The sequence below is a fragment of the Clostridium sp. 1001271st1 H5 genome, from assembly GCF_005845215.1.
Classification (GTDB): Bacteria; Bacillota; Clostridia; order Lachnospirales; family Lachnospiraceae; genus Enterocloster.
The window spans coordinates 379,586-401,704 of record NZ_SPHO01000002.1; the positions used below are offsets into that span (position 1 = coordinate 379,586).

At 46.7% G+C, this 22,119-nt stretch carries 21 protein-coding genes and 1 other annotated feature; of the genes, 20 read left to right on the top strand and 1 reads right to left on the bottom strand.

Annotated features, from left to right (window positions below):
* Positions 1–43: 43 nt before the first annotated feature.
* The 17 genes from FGS84_RS04950 (at position 44) to rplL (ending at position 16,048) form a co-directional block, all read left to right on the top strand.
* Positions 44–784, top strand: a complete 741-nt coding sequence (locus FGS84_RS04950) for a DUF3919 family protein (RefSeq protein WP_171042541.1) — start codon at positions 44–46, stop codon at positions 782–784.
* A gap of 16 nt (positions 785–800) precedes the next feature.
* A complete protein-coding gene (locus FGS84_RS04955; RefSeq protein WP_171042542.1) occupies positions 801–1,925 on the top strand; it encodes an ABC transporter substrate-binding protein in 1,125 nt (374 codons plus the stop codon).
* Positions 1,926–2,033: 108 nt separating this feature from the next.
* Complete coding sequence (locus FGS84_RS04960) at positions 2,034–3,695, top strand: iron ABC transporter permease (protein WP_138306569.1); 1,662 nt, start codon at positions 2,034–2,036, stop codon at positions 3,693–3,695.
* A gap of 19 nt (positions 3,696–3,714) precedes the next feature.
* Positions 3,715–4,782: an ABC transporter ATP-binding protein gene (locus tag FGS84_RS04965; protein ID WP_138306570.1), complete on the top strand. Its 1,068-nt coding sequence runs from the start codon at positions 3,715–3,717 to the stop codon at positions 4,780–4,782.
* 36 nt (positions 4,783–4,818) lie between these two features.
* The gene (locus FGS84_RS04970; protein ID WP_138306571.1) at positions 4,819–5,472 is read left to right on the top strand and encodes a histidine phosphatase family protein; all 654 of its coding nucleotides are present in this window, start codon (positions 4,819–4,821) and stop codon (positions 5,470–5,472) included.
* Positions 5,444–6,274: a transketolase gene (locus FGS84_RS04975; RefSeq protein WP_138306572.1), complete on the top strand. Its 831-nt coding sequence runs from the start codon at positions 5,444–5,446 to the stop codon at positions 6,272–6,274. The genes FGS84_RS04970 and FGS84_RS04975 overlap by 29 nt, the downstream gene beginning before the upstream one ends.
* A complete protein-coding gene (locus tag FGS84_RS04980) occupies positions 6,267–7,223 on the top strand; it encodes a transketolase C-terminal domain-containing protein (RefSeq protein WP_138306573.1) in 957 nt (318 codons plus the stop codon). Before FGS84_RS04975 ends, FGS84_RS04980 begins: the two co-directional genes overlap by 8 nt.
* 517 nt (positions 7,224–7,740) lie before the next feature.
* The gene (gene mreB / locus FGS84_RS04985; protein ID WP_347563793.1) at positions 7,741–8,775 is read left to right on the top strand and encodes a rod shape-determining protein MreB; all 1,035 of its coding nucleotides are present in this window, start codon (positions 7,741–7,743) and stop codon (positions 8,773–8,775) included.
* A gap of 189 nt (positions 8,776–8,964) precedes the next feature.
* Positions 8,965–11,256, top strand: coding sequence for an AAA family ATPase (locus FGS84_RS04990; protein ID WP_138306575.1), 2,292 nt, complete (start codon positions 8,965–8,967; stop codon positions 11,254–11,256).
* Positions 11,257–11,366: 110 nt separating this feature from the next.
* Positions 11,367–12,095, top strand: coding sequence for a ComF family protein (locus FGS84_RS04995; protein WP_138306595.1), 729 nt, complete (start codon positions 11,367–11,369; stop codon positions 12,093–12,095).
* Between the two features lie 277 nt (positions 12,096–12,372).
* Positions 12,373–12,522, top strand: a complete 150-nt coding sequence (gene rpmG / locus FGS84_RS05000; RefSeq protein WP_007038517.1) for a 50S ribosomal protein L33 — start codon at positions 12,373–12,375, stop codon at positions 12,520–12,522.
* Positions 12,523–12,548: 26 nt separating this feature from the next.
* Entirely contained in the window at positions 12,549–12,809 is a 261-nt protein-coding gene (secE, locus tag FGS84_RS05005; RefSeq protein WP_138306576.1) for a preprotein translocase subunit SecE, read from the top strand.
* 20 nt (positions 12,810–12,829) lie between these two features.
* Positions 12,830–13,348 carry a transcription termination/antitermination protein NusG gene (nusG, locus tag FGS84_RS05010; RefSeq protein ID WP_002566636.1) on the top strand — a complete coding sequence of 173 codons (519 nt, stop codon included), beginning with the start codon at positions 12,830–12,832 and terminating at the stop codon, positions 13,346–13,348.
* 97 nt (positions 13,349–13,445) lie between these two features.
* The gene (gene rplK, locus FGS84_RS05015) at positions 13,446–13,871 is read left to right on the top strand and encodes a 50S ribosomal protein L11 (RefSeq protein WP_002587303.1); all 426 of its coding nucleotides are present in this window, start codon (positions 13,446–13,448) and stop codon (positions 13,869–13,871) included.
* Positions 13,872–14,029: 158 nt separating this feature from the next.
* Positions 14,030–14,725 (top strand): 50S ribosomal protein L1, encoded by a 696-nt coding sequence (gene rplA / locus FGS84_RS05020; protein ID WP_002566638.1) that lies wholly within the window; start codon positions 14,030–14,032, stop codon positions 14,723–14,725.
* A gap of 112 nt (positions 14,726–14,837) precedes the next feature.
* Positions 14,838–14,985 (top strand) — a sequence feature (ribosomal protein L10 leader region).
* An 89-nt stretch (positions 14,986–15,074) separates the two neighbouring features.
* Complete coding sequence (gene rplJ, locus FGS84_RS05025) at positions 15,075–15,575, top strand: 50S ribosomal protein L10 (protein ID WP_138306577.1); 501 nt, start codon at positions 15,075–15,077, stop codon at positions 15,573–15,575.
* Between the two features lie 98 nt (positions 15,576–15,673).
* Positions 15,674–16,048, top strand: a complete 375-nt coding sequence (gene rplL, locus FGS84_RS05030) for a 50S ribosomal protein L7/L12 (protein ID WP_002566640.1) — start codon at positions 15,674–15,676, stop codon at positions 16,046–16,048.
* 270 nt (positions 16,049–16,318) lie between these two features.
* Here rplL and FGS84_RS05035 read toward each other — a convergent pair whose 3' ends face one another.
* Positions 16,319–16,834 (bottom strand): hypothetical protein, encoded by a 516-nt coding sequence (locus FGS84_RS05035; protein ID WP_138306578.1) that lies wholly within the window; start codon positions 16,832–16,834, stop codon positions 16,319–16,321.
* A 375-nt stretch (positions 16,835–17,209) separates the two neighbouring features.
* Here FGS84_RS05035 and FGS84_RS05040 point away from each other — a divergent pair, with 375 nt between their 5' ends.
* From FGS84_RS05040 to FGS84_RS05050, 3 genes are all read left to right on the top strand, one after another.
* On the top strand, positions 17,210–18,550 hold the full coding sequence (locus FGS84_RS05040; protein WP_138306579.1) for a tagaturonate reductase: 1,341 nt from the start codon (positions 17,210–17,212) through the stop codon (positions 18,548–18,550).
* Between the two features lie 462 nt (positions 18,551–19,012).
* Positions 19,013–20,821: an argininosuccinate lyase gene (locus FGS84_RS05045; protein WP_138306580.1), complete on the top strand. Its 1,809-nt coding sequence runs from the start codon at positions 19,013–19,015 to the stop codon at positions 20,819–20,821.
* Positions 20,822–20,928: 107 nt separating this feature from the next.
* Complete coding sequence (locus tag FGS84_RS05050; RefSeq protein WP_138306581.1) at positions 20,929–21,954, top strand: choline-binding protein; 1,026 nt, start codon at positions 20,929–20,931, stop codon at positions 21,952–21,954.
* Positions 21,955–22,119 lie beyond the last annotated feature (165 nt).

Here is a 22,119-nt window from a genome sequence, read left to right on the forward strand (position 1 = left end):
GGCAGAGGTGGTGGCAATATGCTGCATAGCTGTGTCTGTATGCATGTTTTGGGTGTATATGCAGCTTCCATATGGCAAGGTTCATACCATTGAGGATGAGAATTATGTATATACCCTGATGAACCGGTCCGTGCCCATATCACTGGACCTGAGCGATGATTTGTGGGGGACAGTTAAAATTGAGTCCATTGAAGAAATCCTGGAGTATTATGAAATGCTGTACAAGCTTCCTGTTACAACAGAAGCAGGAAAAAAATCCGGTTCCCCGAGAAGGACCGTAAGCGGGGTCATCCATTTCCTGGAGAGTCCCAGTATTTACTTTACAGCGGATAGTTATATTGTGCGGGATGGAATCATGTACGGCAATGAGTTCACGGAGCATCAGGTTTCTTCCATGACAGACAGGATTTGCGACCATTTCTATACCACCGACAATCTGGGTGAACTTATAGGTTCCTACAACAGGGTGGTGCTGCGCAGGCAGTCGGAACGGTCCAACCTGACGGTAAATGAAAAAAGCCGGTTAAAAGAGATTGTCATGCAGGGCAAGAAACTGGAAGGAAGCAAAGACTTTTCCGAAATGGCCCGGAGCAAGGGAGAGGCGGTATGTCAGATTGAGATATATTCCTCCGATATCCAGAAGGATATTCCGCAGATTTACATTGTGGTGTTTGAGAATGGCTTCTGCCAGGTGTATGATGTGGACAACACAGTGGGAAGTATCATGTTCTTTGCGGCGGACACGCCGGCATTTTTGGCGGATTTTGCACAGAATCCACAGTAAAAGGAGAGGGTGGCTTATGAAACGGAATCTATTAGCAATTGCAGTATCAGCAGCAATGACGGCATCCCTGTTGGGAGGCTGCGGCGGCAGTAACCAGAAGGCAGCGGAAAGCACGGTAAAGCAGGAAGAGACAACAAAGGCTCCGGAGAGCGATGGGAAAACGGAAGAAGCAGAACCGGCAGAGGCCGGCCAGCTGGATTTGTCCGGTCAGGAAATCAGTATTCTGGGTTCTTACCATGAAGACATGGTAAAAAGACTGGCGGAAATGTTTGAAGAGAGGACCGGATGCAAGGTGTCATATCTGCGTATGCCTACCGGGGAAGCTGTTGCTAAGATGACGGCAGAAAAAGATAATCCATCTGTGAATGTATACTTGGGAGGAACTGTGGACGGTCATGAGAATCTGGTGCAGCAGGGACTTCTGGTACCTTATAAGTCCTCTACCGAGGCGGAAATTCCGTCTGAGTACCTGGACCCCAACGGTGTCTGGAAATCCCAGTACATTGAAACGCTTTCCATTGGCGTTAACACAGAGCGATGGGAGAAGGAATTCGCAGACAGCGGACTCGAGATGCCGACGACTCTGGAAGAGCTTATAAACCCTGCTTTTAAAGGGGAAATCATCACACCGGACCCGTCCTCTTCCGGAACAGGCTATACCTTTATTTCTTCTGTGCTGGAATACATGGGTGAGGAAAAGGGATGGGAATACCTGGAACAGTTTAACGAGCAGGTGGGACAGTATACCTCCAGCGGCTATACCCCGGCTGAAAAAACCGGCCTGGGAGAGTACCTTATCTGCGTGAACTTTCTTGCCGACCAATTGATAGTAAAGACATCAGGCTATCCTATGTCAAGTACGGTATACGAGGGAGCCGGATGGACAATGGTTCCGGTTTCCATGGTGGCAGGCTCTGAGGATAATCAGGCCGCCCAGGCCTTTGTGGATTTCTGTCTTACAAAGGATGCGCTGGATGCCCTGGTAGAGCTGGCCAACTGTGTGGCTGTAAGGGATGACTGTATTGCGCCGGAGGGCGGAAGCAAATTATCGGAACTGAATTTCAACCGGGAGTATGACCCGATTGCGGCGGCGTCTGTAAAGAGTGAGACGGTAGATAAATTTGCAGCTATGATGCCGTAACATAGAACACACCTGTGTACTTGTGTATGGGGGCGCTCCATATTTTCCAGACGGAAAAGGGAGCGCCCCCAAAATATACACCAAATTCAATGAAAGAGGTGATAATGAATGGAAAGTTCACAAAAGGTACGTGAAAAAAAGGGACTGCTGACAGATATGAAGGATATGATAGCAGACCCAGGACTGACACTTTTTGTATTACTTATTTTCCTTGTCTTTATTCTGTTTATTGTATATCCATTTTTAAAACTGGCATTACTGCCCGGGGCGGAGGACTGGACAAAGGCATTTACCTCATCCAAGGTAATGACTGCGTTCCGGCATACCATGGTTTCTTCTGTGCTGGCTACCACAACTGCCATTGTAATCGGGTTTATTTTCGCCTATGCCATGAATTATGCCAGGCTGCCCGGAAGCAGGGTGTTCCGCGTCATAGCACTTCTGCCCAATATGGCGCCGTCCGTTATGACGGGTCTTGCGTTCCTGCTGCTGTTTGGACGCCGGGGTGTCATAACATACAGGCTTCTGGGACTGACCACGGACCCATATGGATGGTTCGGTCTGTGGATTGTACAGAGCCTTGCCTTTTTTCCTTTGGCCTATATTACCATTTCCGGCGTGTTAAGGGCTATCAGCCCCAACGTGGAGCTGTCGGCACAGAACCTGGGAGCGTCGGGATTCAGGCTGTTCTGCACGGTGACGGTTCCCCTGGCAACTCCCGGAATAGCCAGCGCGTACCTGCTGGTATTCATCAATACACTGGCAGATTTCGGAAATCCGAAACTGATAGGAGGCAACTATAATACATTGGCTACATTGGCCTATACCACAGTGACCGGAAATTATGATATGCCTCTGGCAGCAGCCTTGAGCCTGTTTCTTGTGGTTCCCTCCCTGCTCATGTTTTTTATCCAGAAGTTTTATCTGGACCGGAAATCATACGTAACGGTAACCGGAAAGCCCACAGGAGGTCTTACAAGAGAGTTTGTATCAGTGCCGGTCAAAGTGTTCCTGTTCTCCGTATGCTCCTTTGTGTGCCTGATTATCTGTATCCTGATTGGCGGAGTGGTGGGATTCTCCTTTACGGAAACACTTGGCGTGGACAATACCTTTACATTCAGTCATTTTTACAGCAATGTACTGAATTCAAAGACCATGGCAAACAGCTGGAAATTGTCGGTTGTGGCTGCAATTGCGACTGCCTGTCTGGGCATACTTCTGGGTTATCTGGTTACCAGGAAACGGTTTCCGGGGCGTCAGACCGCTGATTTTCTTGCAATGCTTCCGGCATCCCTGCCGGGAACCTTTATCGGTATATCTCTGATTATTGTATTCAATAAGAAGCCGTTGATGCTGACGGGAACCGGAGCAATCATCGTTATCGGTATGGTAATCCGCCAGATACCGGTAGGGTACCGGAATGCTGTGGCCGGATTTAAACAGATTGACAAATCCATTGAGGAGGCAGCAGCTAATCTGGGCAGCTCCAGTGTAAAAACATTCAGGACCATTGTCATGCCCATGCTTAAGAATCCAATGTCCATCTGCCTTGTATACAGTTTTATGAAATGTATGAACACTCTGAGTACAGTCATATTCCTTGTATCCGCAAAGTGGAATGTGGCATCCAATACCATTCTGAATCTGGCTGACTGGGGGGCTTATGGAGATGCTGCAGCAACGGCCCTTGGCATGATGCTGATTATTCTGCTGACCTTTGGCATAGCGAAGCTTTTGCTTCGTGATAAAATCAACATATTTGACCTATAGAACAGAGAGGAGACGCATCATGAGTGAAAAGGATGTTTTATTACAAATGAAGGATATAGTAAAGGTGTTTGGGAAAAACGTGATTATTAATCATATTTCCCTGGATATAGAAAGAGGAAAGTTCATCACCTTCCTGGGCCCGTCCGGATGCGGAAAAACCACACTGTTAAGAATGATTGCCGGTTTTTACCATCTGGATGGGGGAAGCATCGTCTTAAACGGGCGGAGCATTGAGGGACTGCCTCCGCAGAAGAGGAACACTCCCATGGTGTTCCAGGAGTATGCGCTGTTCCCGCATATGACAGTGGAGGAAAATGTATCATACGGGCTTAAGAACCAGAAAATTCCCAAAGAGGAAATCAGCCGTAAGGTTAAAGAGGTGCTGGAACTGGTAAATCTTACAGGATTAGAGAAAAGATATCCAAACCAGATGTCCGGGGGACAGCAGCAAAGAGTGGCGATTGCAAGAGCTCTGGTAAACAGCGCTGACCTGCTGCTGCTGGATGAGCCGCTTTCCAATCTGGATGCGAAGTTAAGGGAGTCCGTGCGGGTGGAGCTCCGCCTGATTCAGAGAAAACTGGGAATTACAATGATATATGTTACCCACGACCAGCAGGAGGCGTTGTCCATGTCTGATAAGATACTGGTTCTGGAGCACGGCAATATCCAGCAGTATGGGGAACCCAGGGAGATTTATTTCAAGCCCAAAACCAAATTCGTGGCAGATTTCATAGGAGTGGCCAATTTCATTGAGGGAATGAATGAGGATACCGGCAATCACGCAGTGCTGACCTATTGCGGCCAGAAGATAGAGGCAGATGAAAATTGTGGGAAAAAACAGAATATCACGGTAAGCATCCGTCCTGAATCCATCCGCCTTGTGACAAAGCCTGAGAATGAGGGATGCATTTACATAAAGGGCAGGGTGAGGCATTCCATGTTCCTGGGGGAAAAGGTACGCTATTTTATTGTGGACCAGCAGGATAAGGAGTGGATTGCGGATGCGTTCGACACTGGGATGCAGGTCCATGAAGGGGACATATATATGGAAATACAACAGGGAAAGCCCCACCTGATATCAGAGTAAAAGCTTGTGGTGGCAGTTGGGAATAAAGGAGAGCAGATGAGCTGTGACATTTATTTTGTAAGGCATGGGGAGACATACTGGAATGTAGAACGGAGAATGCAGGGGCAGGTAAATATCCCGTTAAATGAGCGCGGGAGAGAACAGGCGCAGGCTGCCGCCTGTAAATTAAGGGACGTGCCGCTGGAGGTATGTTATACCAGTCCGCTGGACAGGGCCGGGGAGACGGCCCGAATTATACTGGGACAGAGGCGCATACCAATCATAGATGAACCGCTGCTGATAGAACAGGGGTATGGACTGTCGGAAGGCGCTTATCAGGACCATGGCTATCACGATTTGGCAGCGCCTATCTATGGATATGAGGATGCCCCGGAGACTTACAGGCCGGATATTGGAGCGGAGAGCTTTGAGGATATCATGAACCGGGCAGCCACGGTGGTGGAAAAGTTACTGGTCCCCATGGAAGAGAAGTACCGCAATGTGCTGATTGCGGCCCATGGAGCCATTATATGCGGCATTTTAAATACAATGCTTGGCAGGCCAATCAGACAGTTTTGGGATACAAAATTGGATAACTGCGGAATCGCGCAGGTGACCTTCCATGGGAGGACTGTGGATATGAATCTTTCGGAATGTATTGGCGTATCAAGGGGGAAGATGGATGGAACATTTAAAGGCATTGTCATTTGAATTAAGAAAAGATGCAGTCAATATAATTATGGAGGCAGGGACCGGACACATTGGCGGAGACATGAGCGTTATGGATATCCTGGTGGCATTATACTTTAAACATATGAATATCAGCCCGGATAACATGGACTCTCCTGAACGGGACCGCTTTGTGCTCAGCAAGGGCCATTCAATGGAGGCCTATTATGCAGTCCTTGCCGCCAAGGGGTTTCTGGATATAAAGGATGTAAGAGCTAATTTCTCGAAATTTGGTTCCAGGTATATCGGACATCCCAATAATAAACTGCCCGGAATTGAGATGAATTCCGGTTCCCTGGGTCACGGACTTCCGGTCTGCGTGGGCATGGCCCTGGCAGGCAGAATGGATGGGAGAAGCTACCGGGTGTACACGGTAATGGGTGACGGGGAACTTGCTGAGGGAAGCGTCTGGGAGGGCGCTATGGCAGCCGGACATTATGGACTGGATAACCTGTGTGCGGTGGTGGACAGAAACCATCTCCAGATTTCCGGGAATACAGAAGCAGTAATGAGGCAGGAGTGTCAGAAGGAGCGTTGGGAAAGCTTTGGATGGCATGCCATTCAGTCTGATGGAAATGACATTGACAGTCTGGACCGTGCATTCAGGGAGGCAAAGTCGGTGAAGGGGAAGCCGTCGGTTGTGATTGCAGACACGGTCAAAGGGTATGGTTCAGCGCTCATGGAGAATAAGGCTGAATGGCATCATAAGGTGCCAAGCCGTGAAGAATACGAACAAATTATAAAGGACCTGGAGGAGAGGAAGGAGGAGGCGCTGCATGAATAAAACAGCAAACAGACAGGTTATCTGTGAGGTGCTGATGGAGCAGGCAGAGACAGACAAGGACATTGTGGTATTGTGCAGCGATTCGCGTGGCAGTGCATCCCTGACAGATTTTGCCAGGAAATATCCCAATCAGTTTGTGGAAACCGGGATAGCGGAACAGAATCTGGTCAGCATAGCGGCAGGACTGGCAAAGTGTGGGAAACGGGTATTTGCAGCTTCTCCGGCAAGCTTTATTTCCGCCAGGAGTTATGAGCAGATTAAGGTGGATGTGGCATATTCGGACACAAATGTAACCTTGATTGGCATCAGCGGGGGAATCAGCTATGGCGCCCTGGGAATGAGCCACCATTCTGCACAGGATATAGCCGCTCTGTCGGCCATTCCCAATATGAGGGTTTATCTGCCCTGCGACAGGCATGAAACCCGGTGTCTGATGGAGGAGCTGGTGAAGGATGACAGACCGGCTTATCTGAGGGTGGGACGAAATCCGGTAGAGGATGTATATGAAGACGGAAGGGTCCCCTTTGTCATGGACCAGGCGGTTACTTTGATGGACGGAAACGATGTACTGCTTGTGGCCTGCGGTGAGATGGTGCGTCCTGCACTGGATGCGGCCCGTATGCTTCGCGGGGATGGGATAGAAGCAGCCGTGCTTGACATGTACTGCCTTAAGCCCATGGACAGAAAAACATTGGTGGAAAAGGCGTCAGGGGTAAAGGCGGTCATGACGGTTGAAGAACACTCGCCCTTCGGGGGACTGGGAGCCATGGTCAGTCAGGCAATAGGTGAGGAGTGTCCCAGAACAGTGGTGCACCTGGCTCTTCCTGATGAGCCGGTTATCTCAGGCACCTCCGGTCAGGTATTTGAATACTATGGCCTGGATGCAGAAGGAATCAGAAAAAGGGCTGTTGATTTAATGAAGCAGGTTGAATCATGCAGGCAAAATTAGAAATTAAAATTCCGAAAAAAAGAACCGGCATCCGCGAAATACGGTGCCGATTCTTTTTCTGCTTTTTTTCGCATGGCTCATTGCCTGCGTGGGAATGGTAGGTATATAAAAAAGAAAATGTTATAGGGGGGCCGGACGGATTGCTCCGTCCGGTATGAGTATGAAAAAGCTTTGTGATTTCAAGTAATCACTTGAAACAAAGGCCTCGTCCACCTCTCGGTGAACTTGTTATTATAATAAGCAATAATTGTGACGAAAATATGTCCTTGGCATGAAAAAAACATAAAGAAAATAAAAAAGAAAAAAACCCTTTGAAAACTTTACAATATTGTATATAATAGAAGCAATGCATAGGAGTAATGCAATGGAACCATTTATATTTTAAGCAATTGATGCGGTCTGCCCGGCGTTTTGTCCCGATGGGGGACAAGCATGGAAGCCATACGTGTGAAGGAAAGATTTACGTATACTTCCGGACCGGCTCAGTCAGCGAGGAGGAACTATCTATATGTTTTCAATGATGTCCAATGATATTGGAATTGACTTAGGAACTGCCAGCATCCTTGTATATATTAAGGGAAAAGGCGTTGTATTAAAAGAACCGTCCGTTGTGGCCATTGACCGCGATACCAACAAAATCATGGCCATCGGTGAGGAAGCCCGTCTTATGATTGGACGTACCCCGGGCAATATTGTTGCTGTCCGTCCTCTGCGTCAGGGCGTTATTTCAGATTATACCATTACAGAGAAGATGCTTAAATATTTTATCAGCAAGGCAGTGGGCAAGAAAACGCTGCGCAAGCCCAGAATCAGTGTATGTATCCCCAGCGGCGCTACGGAAGTTGAGAAAAAGGCAGTGGAGGATGCCACCTACCAGGCTGGCGCCAGGGAAGTGGCCATCATTGAGGAGCCGGTTGCGGCAGCCATCGGCGCCGGTATCGACATCGGCAAGGCCTGCGGCAACATGATTGTGGATATCGGAGGCGGTACGGCTGACATTGCAGTCATTTCCCTGGGAGGCCCTGTTGTCAGCACCTCCATCAAGATAGCAGGTGATGACTTTGACGAGGCCCTGGTGCGCTATATGAGGAAGAAACACAATCTTCTGATTGGCGAACGTACGGCTGAGGAGATAAAGATTAACATCGGAGCAGCATACCGCAGGCCGGAGGTCCTGACCATGGAGGTCAGGGGACGTAACCTGGTGACCGGTCTTCCGAAGACCATCGTGGTTACCTCGGACGAGACGCTGGAGGCGCTCAGAGAGCCGGCCCTGCAGATTGTGGATGCTGTTCACAATGTACTGGAGCGCACTCCTCCGGAGCTGGCAGCCGATATTTTCGACAGAGGTATTGTCATGACAGGAGGCGGTTCCCTGCTCAGCGGCCTGGACGCCCTGATTGAGGAAAAGACAGGCATTACAACCATGATTGCAGAGGACCCATTGACCGCGGTTGCCATTGGTACCGGCAAGTTCATTGAGTTTGCCCACGGTATGAGCATGGCCATGGAGGCATCCATGGGAGTAGGCGGCGGTAGAGAAGATTACTAAAAACAGGATTACTAAAAACAGGATTACTAAAAACAAGAGCGTGTTTGAACATTTATGATTGCTGCCTGTACGCTGCACAGCTGCCGGGAAGCAATTAAAAAGCACGTCCCAGAACCCGGCACAGCGTGATGGACTGGAGCATTCCGGACACGCCCTGGCACCGGGTTCTTTTGAACTTTTGATAAAACGATGGCGACAATAACAGGATTTATAGAACGGATTAAGTTCCGCAACGAAGAAAACGGTTATACGGTAATGAGCGTCACGGACCAGAGTGACGGGGAAGAAGTCATTATGGTAGGCAATCTGGCCTACGCCGCAGAGGGCGATATGATAGAGGCCAGCGGCCATATGACCCAGCACCCGGTATATGGGGAACAGCTCCAGATAGAAAGCTATGAGATGAAAACACCCCAGGACGAGCTGTCCATGGAACGCTACCTGGGCTCCGGCGCCATCAAAGGCATCGGGGCTGCTTTGGCTGCCAGAATCGTGCGTCATTTCAAGGCGGACACCTTTCGGGTCATGGAGGAGGAGCCGGAGCGCCTGTCCGAGGTAAAGGGCATCAGCGAGAAGATGGCCATGGCCATAGCTGAGCAGGTGGAGGATAAGAAGGACATGCGCCAGGCCATGATGTTCCTCCAGAACTACGGCATCACCATGAACCTGGCGGCCAAGATATACCAGGAGTACGGTCCCACCCTGTACGGAATCATCCGCGAGAACCCCTATCGTCTGGCGGACGACATTCCGGGAGTTGGCTTTAAGATGGCCGATGAAATTGCGGAGCGAGTAGGCATTTTCACGGATTCCGATTACCGCATCAAGGCCGGTATTCTGTACACCCTTCTCCAGGCCACTGCAGGGGGGCACACCTATCTGCCCCAGGCGGAACTGTTTGCACAGGCATCAGAGCTTTTAAAGGTGGAGCCCTCTGCCATGGAAAAGCATCTCATGGACATGCAGATAGACCGCAAGGTGGTGGTGAAGCCGTCTGACCAGGGAGCCCTGGTCTACTCCTCCCACTACTATTACCTGGAGCTCAATGCAGCCCGCATGCTCCATGACCTGAACATCAGGGGGGACATCCCCCAGGCGGAAATCAAGGCCAATCTCCTTAAAATCCAGCAGCAGGAATCCATCCACCTGGATGAACTCCAGGAAAAGGCGGTATATGAAGCGGTAAACAGCGGCCTGCTGGTCATCACCGGCGGCCCGGGTACCGGCAAGACGACCACCATCAATACCATTATCCGGTATTTTGAGATGGAGGGCATGGAAATCCTCCTGGCAGCGCCCACAGGCAGGGCAGCCAAACGGATGACAGAGGCAACTGGCTATGAGGCCAGGACCATCCACCGTATGCTGGAACTGGTGCCTGTGGGAATGCCCGGCAATGACGCGCCTGTCATTCCCGGCGCCACAAGGTCAGGCAAGGGCGCCCAGAGCATGGGAATGCATTTTGACAGAAATGAGGAAAATCCTCTGGATGCAGATGTCATTATCATAGATGAGATGTCCATGGTGGACATCAGCCTGATGCATTCCCTGCTGCGGGCAGTGAACGTGGGCACCCGTCTCATCCTGGTGGGGGATGTGGACCAGCTCCCCAGCGTTGGCCCCGGAAATGTGCTGCGGGATATCATTGAATCCGGCTGCTTCAATGTGGTGAAGCTGACCCACATCTTCCGCCAGGCCGCCCAGAGCGACATTGTGGTCAATGCCCATAAAATCAATGCAGGAGAACAGGTTGACCTGGCAAAGCGCAGCCAGGACTTTCTCTTCATCCGCAGGGACAATCCGGATGCAGTCATAAACGCGGCCATTACCCTGATTCAGAAAAAACTGCCGGACTATGTACATGCCAATGCCTTTGACATCCAGGTCATGACGCCCATGCGCAAAGGCGCCCTGGGCGTGGAGCGCCTGAACCAGATTATGCAGAATTACCTGAATCCGCCGGACAAGTCAAAGAAGGAAAAGGAAGCAGGCGGGACCATTTACCGGGTAGGCGACAAGGTAATGCAGATAAAGAATAACTACCAGATGGAATGGGAGGTCCGCAACAAATACGGTATTCCTGTGGACAAGGGAGCCGGCATCTTTAACGGCGATGTGGGAATCATCCGGGAAATCAATGATTTTGCGGAGATGCTTACCGTTGAGTTTGACGAAGGCAAGATGATTGAGTACAGCTTTAAGCAGCTGGAGGAACTGGAACTGGCCTATGCCATCACGATTCACAAGTCCCAGGGAAGCGAATACCCGGCAGTCATCATTCCCATGTACAACGGCCCCCGCATGCTTATGACCCGCAATCTCATATACACGGCCGTAACCCGCGCCCGGGCCTGCGTGTGCCTGGTGGGACAGCCGGATGCATTTTATACAATGGCCTCAAACTGCGTGGAGCAGAAGCGGTATTCCGGGCTTAGGAGCAGGATTGGGGAGATATACGCGCAGCCGGATTCGGCCGGCTGAGAAGGTACAGGAGTATTGGAAAGTGCAAGAGGATTTTGGAGGTGACGGAGATACTGAAAAAGCTGTCTGAAGAAACAACGGCGGATGCGGGGACAAAGCATCCGGTTAATATGCTGACAAACATAATCCGCTATAGCTCTGAATTAATGACAGACATCCTGTTCCCCCGCCGCTGTCCGGTGTGCGGCGATATCGTTCTGCCCAAAGGAAGCCTCATATGTCCCGGCTGTATGGCAAAGCTGTCCTGGGTCCGCCGTCCTGTCTGTAAAAAATGCGGAAAGGAAGTGGCGGATGGGACCATAGAATACTGCTATGACTGTACCCGGCATAAGCGCACTTTTGACTATGGGCTGAGCCTGATTAATTACGATGACACGGCCAGCCGTTCCATGGCCCGGATTAAGTATAATAATAGAAGGGAATATCTGGATTTTTACAGTGAGGCAATGGTCAGGAAAATGGGAAAACGCATCCAATCCATGAACGGGGACGTCCTTGTCCCTGTGCCGGTCCACCCCTCCCGCCGCCGTGAACGGGGATTCAATCAGGCGGAAGAATTAGCTGTCCGGCTGTCCGGCCCTCTGGGAATACCGGTCAATACAGCCATCCTTAAAAGGGAACGAAAGACGGCTCCCCAGAAATCTTTGGATTCCAGCGGACGGTTAAAAAACCTGGAGCAGGCATTTTCGGCATCTGCTCTGCCGCCCGGTATAAAAAATATTATATTGGTGGACGATATCTACACCACAGGGAGTACCGTTGAGGCATGTACGCGGGTTCTCAGAAAAGCCGGCGCAGAAAACGTGTATTTTGTGACCATATTCATTGGCCATGGATAAAGAATATTTTTAAGTAAAAGCGGACCCGGGCGTCTGACCGGGTCCGGCTCCGGATAACAGCCCCGGATACAGACCTAACACCGCAGCAGACGGCCCGGACAACAGACCGCGGCACAGGTCCCGGCCCCCATAAATCCGCAAAAATCCCTTGACGTATCAATATTTCTATGGTATAGTAAACGGGCGAATGGAAGAGCTTAGGTCTTTTTTTTATGCTCAAAATTAAGTACCTGAGCGGCAAATGTGAACTACGATAATATAAGTGGAGGTGGAAGTCGTGCGCACAAAAATTACACTGGCATGTACAGAATGCAAACAACGCAACTACAACATGACTAAGGACAAGAAAACTCATCCGGACCGTATGGAAACAAAGAAGTACTGCAGATTCTGCAAGAAGCATACCATGCATAAGGAAACAAAGTAATCCTGCTCAGTAAAGGACGTGAAATTATGGAAGAGAATACAGTTAACGCTGTAGAAACCACAGAGAAAACGGCCAAGGCTGACAAGGTTGAGAAGAAGGCAGCTAAGAAGGACAAAAAGCCTAGCTTTTTTCATGGGCTGAAGAAAGAGTACAAGAAAATCGTCTTTGCTGACAAGGAAACCGTGGCAAAACAGACCGTGGCAGTGCTTTTCATGTCAATTGCCATTGGCGTGATAATTGCTGTCCTGGACTTCGTTATGAAGTTTGGTTTGAGCTTTATTCTTTAATTAAAGGCGAGGGTGATTGTATGTCAGAAGCACATTGGTATGTAGTCCATACCTACTCAGGATATGAGAACAAAGTCAAGGTCGACATTGAGAAAACAATTGAAAACAGGAACCTTCAGGACCAGATTTTGGAGGTGTCCGTCCCCATGCTCCCCGTAGTCGAGCTTAAGAACGGCGTGGAGAAAAAGGCGGACAAGAAGATGTTCCCGGGGTATGTGCTCATCAACATGGTCATGAACGATGATACATGGTATGTAGTGCGGAACACCCGCGGTGTCACGGGCTTTGTGGGTCCGGGCTCCAAACCGGTTCCTCTGACAGAAGAAGAGATGGCCAGCCTGGGATTCCATAGAGAAGAAGATGTCTTAGTCGACTTTGAAGTAGGAGATATGGTAGTTGTTATCTCCGGTGCATGGAAGGATACTGTAGGGGCCATCAAGGCCATCAACGACAGTAAGAAAACCATAACCATGCACGTTGAGATGTTCGGCCGTGAAACACCGGTTGAACTTGGATTTGCCGAAGTCAAGAAGATGTAGGCGTCCGTTTGTAACACAAGGAATCAGCTTCTGCAGGGCAGGGGCTGGTGGGAGGGACATTCCCGACAATACCACATAATTTTAGGAGGTGCCTAAGATGGCAAAGAAAGTAACAGGATATATTAAATTACAGATTCCAGCTGGCAAAGCAACACCAGCACCACCAGTTGGACCAGCACTTGGTCAGCACGGTGTCAATATCGTTCAGTTTACCAAGGAATTCAACGCAAGGACAGCAGACCAGGGCGATATGATTATCCCTGTTGTTATTACCGTATATGCGGACAGAAGCTTCAGCTTCATCACCAAGACCCCGCCAGCAGCCGTTCTGATTAAGAAGGCCTGCAACATTAAGAGCGGTTCCGGTGTTCCTAACAAGACAAAGGTAGCTGTGCTTAAGAAGGCTGACCTTCAGAAGATTGCAGAGACTAAGATGCCAGATTTAAATGCTGCCAGCTTAGAGGCTGCCATGAGCATGATTGCCGGCACTGCAAGAAGCATGGGCGTTACCATTGAGGAATAATTCCAAAGAATCATATCTGGGAATTATACCAAGGAATAATACAATTGGTGCATGAATCCGGAGACACCCGAGCAAGGTTTCCGGGTTGCTAAGGCATTTACCCGTTATATGAACGTGGGAGGGAGATTCCCCGTCAATACCACTAGGAGGTTATTAGAATGAAATCAGGTAAAAGATATGCAGAGGCTATGAAAAACGTAGACCGTGCTGCACTTTATGACATTGCTGATGCTATCACATTAGTGAAGAAAAATGCATCCGCAAAATTTGATGAGACTGTAGAGCTTCATATCAGAACAGGCTGTGACGGACGTCATGCTGACCAGCAGATTCGTGGCGCTGTTGTTCTTCCTCACGGAACAGGTAAGACTGTACGTATCTTAGTATTTGCAAAGGGACCAAAGGCCGACGAGGCTCAGGCAGCAGGTGCTGATTACGTAGGAGCAGAGGAACTGATTCCGAGGATTCAGAACGATGGCTGGCTGGATTTTGACGTTGTAGTAGCTACCCCTGACATGATGGGCGTTGTAGGCCGTCTGGGCCGTGTACTGGGACCCAAGGGCTTAATGCCAAACCCAAAGGCCGGAACCGTAACCATGGATGTTACCAAGGCTATCAACGATATCAAAGCTGGTAAGATTGAATACAGACTCGACAAGACAAACATTATTCACGTGCCAGTAGGAAAAGCTTCTTTCACAGAGGAGCAGTTAGCGGACAACTTCCAGACGCTTATTGATGCAATCATGAAGGCTAAGCCAAGCACTGTTAAGGGCGCATACCTTAAGAGCGTTGCCCTGACCTCTACCATGGGTCCCGGCGTTAAGCTGAATGTTGCAAAGCTTGTGAACTAATTGATTGCAATAATATAGTGCTATAAGCACAAATCCCCGTTCATTTGAAGGATAAAAGCCGGAAGGCTTAAACCTGAATGGGGCTTGACATCATTCATACAATATGATATGATACCACAGTATTGAATGCCCTGAGACAGCAGGTACCGTAAGGTGTAAGGCGAAAACGCCTGCCGAGGAACATACAAAACTCTGATTATTTATGATGAGATTTTGCGAACCTCTCTGTCTTTACGGCGGAGAGGTTTTTTTGTCCGGTCTTTGCAGCTTGTCTGCAGTTCTGGATTATGAATCGTTCCCGTGCTATGACGGTTTTCAATGCGAAAATATATAAGGAGGTAAACCATTCATGGCAAAAGTTGAATTAAAACAGCCAGTCGTAGATGAGATTAAGGCTATGCTGGAAGGCGCTGCCGGTGCAGTCATCGTTGACTACCGCGGTCTGACAGTAGAGCAGGATACTCAGCTGCGTAAGCAGTTAAGGGAAGCTGGGGTTGCTTACAAGGTATACAAGAATACCCTGATTAAGCGTGCAGCAGAAGGAACAGATTTTGCAGCACTTGCACCACAGCTGGAAGGACCTACCGCATTAGCAGTTTCTAAAGAAGATGCTACTGCTCCGGCACGCATCTTAGCTAACTTCGCTAAGACAGCTCCAAAGCTGGAACTGAAAGCATGTGTAGTTGAAGGAACCTACTATGACCAGGCAGGAACCCAGGTTATCGCAACCATTCCTTCCAGAGACGAACTTCTTGGCAAGCTGCTTGGAAGCATCCAGTCACCAATTACCAACCTGGCTCGTGTACTCAATCAGATTGCAGAGCAGCAGGGTGGAGCCGCAGAGGCATAATCTTGTTGACAGAAAAAGGCTTATCTGCCCGGCAGCCAATCGGTGCCGGACAATATTGAAAACAACTATTATTAAATATTAAACAGGAGGAACATAAAATGGCAAAGTTAACAACCGCTGAGTTTATCGAAGCTATCAAGGAATTATCTGTATTAGAACTGAACGAATTAGTAAAAGCATGTGAGGAAGAGTTTGGCGTATCCGCAGCAGCAGGTGTTGTAGTTGCAGCAGCAGGCGCTGGCGCAGCAGCAGCTGAGGAGAAGACTGAATTTGACGTAGAGCTGACCGAGGTTGGTCCTAACAAGGTTAAGGTTATCAAGGTTGTACGTGAAGTTACCGGCTTAGGCCTGAAGGAAGCTAAGGACGTAGTTGACGGAGCTCCTAAGGTAGTTAAGCAGGGCGCTTCCAAGGAAGAGGCTGAGGATGTTAAGGCTAAATTAGAGGCTGAGGGCGCTAAGGTTACATTGAAGTAATTTTGGACCAGGGCTGATAGATTTATATAATCGGAGTTCATTGGAATTCAGTTGATAAAGCTGAGGATGACTTAGATGGAAAGACCGTTGCGCTGAGACGTGTGAGACATGTTGAGGCGGGCGGTTTTTTGTTGTAAAGGCGGTGCGATGTATTACAAAAGGGCTATTCGCTGTTATAAGTGAATAGCCCTTCTTGGAATCCTCTAACCCCAAACCCCATGTTATATAAAAAGTAAATCCTAATAATACCAATACATAATTTACATAAGATTACTGAACATAAACCCCATCATCGTTAAGACGGTAACCATCAATACTGGTGGATTTCTTCATATCTCCATTTGTCCTGTCAAAATAATACCACTTACCGTCAATTTCTAACCAACCTTTTGCAGCAGCTCCGCTTTCGGTAAGATAATAGGAGCGATTATTATACTCAAACCAAGTATTGGCCAGCATTTTTCCATCCTGTCCAACATAATACCAGTTATTCGTAATCGGTATCCAGCTGTCAGTAACCATGGCTCCCTGCGCATTCACCCAATACCAGCTGTCATCATATTTTACCCATGACTGGATTGCCATTTCTCCATTATCCTTGAGCCAGAAAAGATTATTGTCCTCCTGTACCCACTGATTACGGATGGAATTGCCAGCCTCATCATAATAAAACCATTTACTTTGTACATTAAGCCATCCGGTATTTGCTAAACTGGTTACTGCAGATGCCATAGCTAATGTAGCGGCTGCCATAATTGTTGCAAGTGCTTTTGTGTGCTTTCTCATACGTACTTCTCCTTTTAATTCATAATTTTGTAAGAAAAAATATACTTTATATTTAATATAATAGTATGTTTTTGTAAGAAAGTCAATAATATTAGGAAGATATTTACAAAATAAATTACAAATGATTTCTTTGGGTGATGAAAATGTGCAATAAGAAACATTTGTATGGCTTAAAGGAATTGTATTCGTAGCAAATAAAAATAGAAGAATAAGCTGATTGAATACAAGAGAAGAAAAAATAAAATGTAAATACTTACAAAAAAGTGTGTAGTACTCTTGCAAAATTCTGGGCTATGTTGTATAGTAATCTAAGTAATAAAGTAAAGTTAATTGCACACAAAAATGTAAGCACTTACAAAACGTGGAGGTAAAGAGATGAGCAACGCAGTAAAAGAAACAGTTATACAATTTGGAGAAGGTGGATTTTTACGTGGATTCGTAGATTATTTTTTCCATAAGCTTCAGGAGAAAGGCTTATATGATGGCAAAATAGTCGTGGTACAACCTATCGAAAAAGGAATGTGTGATATGCTGGCAGACCAGAACTGTGAATACAATCTGTTCCTGCGGGGAATTGATAATGGGAAAGTAGTTAACGAGCATACTCATATAACTTCTATTTCCAGAGCATTAAATCCATATGTTGAGTATAATGAATATATTGCATTAGCAGAGAATCCGGATTTACGTGTTCTTGTGTCTAATACCACTGAGGCAGGAATCGAGTATCTGGGAGTGGAAAAGCTGACTGATATGCCTCCAAAATCATATCCAGCTAAACTCACCCAATTTTTGTATAGGAGGTACAAAGCTGGATTGCAGGGCCTTATACTTCTTCCGTGTGAACTGATTGATGACAATGGTGATAATTTGAAGAGGTGTGTTCTTCAGTATGCAGATTTGTGGAAACTTGAGGATGGTTTTATAAACTGGATTGAGAATGAGAATGACTTTTGCAGTACATTGGTAGATCGAATCGTGACAGGCTATCCTAGAGATGAGATTGAAGGACTGACGAAACAGATTGGATATGAAGATAAACTTATAGATACGGCAGAGATATTTCATCTGTGGGTTATCGGCGGCCACCATGAAGATGAACTTCCATTCCAGAAAGCGGGCTATAACATTGTCTGGACAGATGATGTACATCCATATAAAAAAAGGAAAGTGCGTATTCTGAACGGAGGCCATACCTCTATGGTATTGGGCGCATATCTGTATGGACTTGAGACTGTCGGTGAATGCATGAAGGATGAAATGGTATCTGCATTCTTGAGAAAGTGTATTTTTGAAGAAATAATTCCTACAATTGGTGATACAGAAGATAATCGTAAATTTGGAACAGCTGTGCTGGAGCGTTTTTCAAATCCATTTATTAAACATCAGCTGCTGAGTATAGCTCTGAATTCCGTAAGTAAGTTCCAGGTAAGAGTCCTTCCTACTATTTTAGAATATAAAGAAAAGTTTGGAAATTATCCAAGGGCCCTTACGTTTTCCATGGCAGCACTGATATCATTTTATCGTACAGATAAGGCGAATGACGGAGAAGAAATCATACGGTTTATGAAGCAGGCCTCTGTCAGTGAGATAATGAAGAGAGATGATTATTGGCATGCCAATCTTAGCGATATGATTCCTCTGGTGGAGGAGTCTTATGAGCTGATTCAGAGTAAAGGGATGGCTGAGGCATATAAAATTATTTTAGAGAAATAGTTTTAATTACTTTATGATTAAAGTTTAGCAGGTCAATTGGATGAATCAATTTTAAACGGGCATTATGCTTATAAGTAATTGAGAGCATTAATGCCCGTTGCCTGTTTAAACATTTTAGTATGATTAAATTATGACAGAATGTTCGAAATAGGCAGCGATACGAAGATGCATGTATAGATATAAATGCAATCCTTAGGGTACATAACACATCTGTAATAATTATGTAAGAAAATACACAGGTAAAAGTTATGGTATTTTTGCGGAATTTATAATATACTAAGTGCGTGTGATGGAGCTGGTTAACTTTAGAGGGAGTTGTCGATATTACATAATTTTAGTAGAATTTGCAAAAAATGCAAAAAAACTATTGATAATTTTCCTTATCCGAAGTATAATCAACTCGTAATGCAAAAAAGGAATTTCAAAAAGTATTTCAAAAAGAAAAAGGAGAGTGCATTAATTATGAGAAAGCAGACAAAGTTAGTTGCTGTATTATCAACAGCAGCACTGCTCGCTATTGGTGCATCCATGACTTCTTTCGCAGCTACAGGATGGGCTGAGGAAGACGGTACTTGGGTATATTACAACAGAGATGGCGAGAGAGCAACTGATCAGTGGAAAAAATCCGGTAATAACTGGTATTGGTTAGATAGCAATGGCGAGATGGCTATTGATCAGCTGATTGAGGATGGCGACAACTACTATTACGTAGACATCAACGGTGTTATGGCAGCAAACCAGTGGGTAGCCATTGACAACGAGGATGCAGGACAGGATGACGAGCCAGACCATTACTGGTACTATTTCCAGGCTAATGGTAAGGCTTTAAAGAATGGCGATAATGCCAAGGTAGCCCTGAAGACAATCAATGGCAAGAAGTATGCTTTTGATGACGAAGGCAAGATGCTTTTCGGATGGGTAGATGAGAACAGTGCAGAGCGTCTTGATAATACAGACGGCGATGCATTTAAGGAAGGCGATTACTACTTCGGCGGCGAAGACGATGGTGCAATGACTGTTGGCTGGCTGCAGATGGATATCACATATGATGATGCTGTTACAAACAGCACACTGGCATATGAAGTTGCTCCAGCATTCAACGATGATGAGGATCAGACACGTTGGTTCTACTTCAAGGCTAATGGTAAGAAAGTAAAGGCTGAAAGTGGCGATGTTCAGAAGAGCAAAACCATCAATGGTAAGAAGTATGAGTTCGATGAGAACGGCGCAATGACTGCAGAGTGGTCCTTAGACGTTAAGAGCGCATCCAACAGCCAGACTAACGGTGTTAATGACGACTTACTTGCAAGCCACAGTGAGGCAGGCAGTTCTGCATCTGTTAGTGTACCTGCTAAGTACTCACAGCAGTGGAGATACTTCCAGGATGTTGAGAATGGTGCCCGCGTAAGCAAGGGCTGGTTCAAGGTTGTTTCTGCTGAATACCTGAACTATGATAAGTACAATGATGACGAAGATGCTTGGTACTATGCAGATGGAAGTGGTAAGCTGTATGCTGGCGAATTCAAGACCATCAAGGGTAAAAAGTATGCGTTCCGTAATGACGGCCGTATGGTTGATGGCCTTAAGTTCATCAAGGATAATGGCGATGGCTTAGATGTTAAGGCAGATGATGATTCCGCTCATCCATTTGATACCGAGGATGACTTCAATACAAGCTCCATCTGGTACTCAAATAATGGTTACAGATGCTACTACTTTGGTGATGGCGATGATGGTTCTATGAGAACCAACAAGACCAGCATCACTATTGATGGCGATAAGTTCACATTCTTCTTCGAGAAGTCTGGCGCTCATAAGGGTGCTGGTAAGACCGGTGAGAAGGATGACAAGATGTATCAGTCTGGTAAGATGTTAGCTGCTGGTTCCGACGAGAAGTACCAGGTTGTCCAGGCTAGCCCAGCAACCGGTGCTGATGCAGCAAGCACTACCACATATAAGAAGTTAGATGATGTTCAGGCATTCCTTGCAGCTGTAGGAATGAGTGCATCTGATAGCAATACTTCTAAGACAGATGCGTTAAAGCAGTTTGGTGTAAATAAGAAGGCAGAAGATTTAGCAGAACTGTATATTATTGATTACACCAAGGGTAGCACAGCCGCTGCTAAGGATTTCAAGAACTTCTATCTGGTTAATACTTCAGGTAAGGTTATTGACAGCAAGTCCAAGAACAAAGACGGCAATGACTACTACTATGTAATTAACAAAGAAGGCGGACATGGCAAGATTGTTGCTATCTATGCTGAGAACTAATATTATTTAGTTAATACAGATAATTAAGGGGGAAGCGTTGTGGCTGATTAGGAAACTAAACTAGTCGCAACGCTTTCTTTTTATAATTTAATAGGAGGAACAACCGAATGATTAAAAGAAAACTAGCCATGATATGCCTTGCAGCGGCATTGTGCATCCAGAATACAACAGTGGCATTTGCCGACACAACGACAGGGATTGATACAACCACCATGGAAAGCTGTGGAGCCTATCTTTTCGAGTGGAGACCAGTGGATTGCGGTAATGGTCACTATTTTGCCATTTTGGTTGGAGGTAATTCTATTGCAGAGAGAAATGTTATTTTAAAGAGGGGATATGATTATGCATATACCTTTAATCCAATGGAGTATCATAGACCGTGGGGGGAAGTTCCCAACTTAGTCAATGTAGATGGATTATGGGCTATTCCTGAAAATCAGCCTTTGCTTCCGGAGGGTACACAGCCCACACTACAGATTGTTCTTTATACAAATAATGGAAAGTTGCCGACTAAAGAGCGATACATAGATGTGGTGAGCTTACCGGGCAATGTGTCTTCAGCAGATTTGCCTCCTGAGGTAAGAAAATATTTAATTAATATAGATGGATCTGACGCTGGTGCGTATACTGGTACGACTGTCTCAGGATGGGAAATAGGAGAAAATGGAAGATACCGTTATCGCAAACCAGATGGGACATTTGTCAGCAATGGCTGGTTAAATGTAGATGATGAGTTATACTATCTGGATGGAGAAGGATATATGTTGTCTGATACCATAACACCAGATGGATTCTACGTAAATGCTAGTGGTGCAAAACAAAAATATCTCCCTGGTTGGATGCAAAATGAACGCGGTTGGAAGTATGTCCTTAAAAATGGATATTATGCTGCTTCGACATGGGTAGAAGATCAGGATGGAAAGTGGTATTACTTTGATATCGGTGGCTATATGAGAACGGATTATGATACACCAGATGGTTTTCATGTGGGTGCAGATGGTGTCTGGGATGGAAATCCAACAACCCAAACCGTTGATACCATGAAGTTGGGGCCGGGTGCTCAGCCGCAATCAGATGATACCACTTCAGAAACCAGTACAGATAATACGGTATCTGATGAGTCAGTGAATTAAATATGATGGTATAAACTGCTCTGAGCCGGACTTTTATTAGTCCGGCTCATGGTATGAAACATAAGTGAATATGCGATAAAGAGTGTGTGAAGAAAAGTCTGTAAAAGCTGATCTTCTATGATAATAACTGGGCTGAAAGTTCTTTCTTGGACCTTCAGTCCTTGT

Excerpts from the sequence above, each read along its gene's own strand:
- FGS84_RS04955 (WP_171042542.1), top strand. The coding sequence starts at position 801 with ATGAAACGGAATCTATTAGCAATTGCAGTATCAGCAGCAATGACGGCA.
- secE (WP_138306576.1), top strand. The coding sequence starts at position 12,549 with ATGGAAGAGAATACAGTTAACGCTGTAGAAACCACAGAGAAAACGGCC.
- FGS84_RS04995 (WP_138306595.1), top strand. The coding sequence starts at position 11,367 with ATGCTGACAAACATAATCCGCTATAGCTCTGAATTAATGACAGACATC.
- rplL (WP_002566640.1), top strand. The coding sequence starts at position 15,674 with ATGGCAAAGTTAACAACCGCTGAGTTTATCGAAGCTATCAAGGAATTA.
- rplJ (WP_138306577.1), top strand. The coding sequence starts at position 15,075 with ATGGCAAAAGTTGAATTAAAACAGCCAGTCGTAGATGAGATTAAGGCT.
- FGS84_RS04975 (WP_138306572.1), top strand. The coding sequence starts at position 5,444 with ATGGAACATTTAAAGGCATTGTCATTTGAATTAAGAAAAGATGCAGTC.
- FGS84_RS04990 (WP_138306575.1), top strand. The coding sequence starts at position 8,965 with ATGGCGACAATAACAGGATTTATAGAACGGATTAAGTTCCGCAACGAA.
- FGS84_RS04950 (WP_171042541.1), top strand. The coding sequence starts at position 44 with ATGTTTTGGGTGTATATGCAGCTTCCATATGGCAAGGTTCATACCATT.
- FGS84_RS05040 (WP_138306579.1), top strand. The coding sequence starts at position 17,210 with ATGAGCAACGCAGTAAAAGAAACAGTTATACAATTTGGAGAAGGTGGA.
- FGS84_RS04965 (WP_138306570.1), top strand. The coding sequence starts at position 3,715 with ATGAGTGAAAAGGATGTTTTATTACAAATGAAGGATATAGTAAAGGTG.
- FGS84_RS05050 (WP_138306581.1), top strand. The coding sequence starts at position 20,929 with ATGATTAAAAGAAAACTAGCCATGATATGCCTTGCAGCGGCATTGTGC.
- mreB (WP_347563793.1), top strand. The coding sequence starts at position 7,741 with ATGATGTCCAATGATATTGGAATTGACTTAGGAACTGCCAGCATCCTT.
- FGS84_RS05035 (WP_138306578.1), bottom strand. The coding sequence starts at position 16,834 with ATGAGAAAGCACACAAAAGCACTTGCAACAATTATGGCAGCCGCTACA.
- nusG (WP_002566636.1), top strand. The coding sequence starts at position 12,830 with ATGTCAGAAGCACATTGGTATGTAGTCCATACCTACTCAGGATATGAG.
- FGS84_RS04970 (WP_138306571.1), top strand. The coding sequence starts at position 4,819 with ATGAGCTGTGACATTTATTTTGTAAGGCATGGGGAGACATACTGGAAT.
- FGS84_RS05045 (WP_138306580.1), top strand. The coding sequence starts at position 19,013 with ATGAGAAAGCAGACAAAGTTAGTTGCTGTATTATCAACAGCAGCACTG.
- FGS84_RS04980 (WP_138306573.1), top strand. The coding sequence starts at position 6,267 with ATGAATAAAACAGCAAACAGACAGGTTATCTGTGAGGTGCTGATGGAG.
- rplA (WP_002566638.1), top strand. The coding sequence starts at position 14,030 with ATGAAATCAGGTAAAAGATATGCAGAGGCTATGAAAAACGTAGACCGT.
- rplK (WP_002587303.1), top strand. The coding sequence starts at position 13,446 with ATGGCAAAGAAAGTAACAGGATATATTAAATTACAGATTCCAGCTGGC.
- FGS84_RS04960 (WP_138306569.1), top strand. The coding sequence starts at position 2,034 with ATGGAAAGTTCACAAAAGGTACGTGAAAAAAAGGGACTGCTGACAGAT.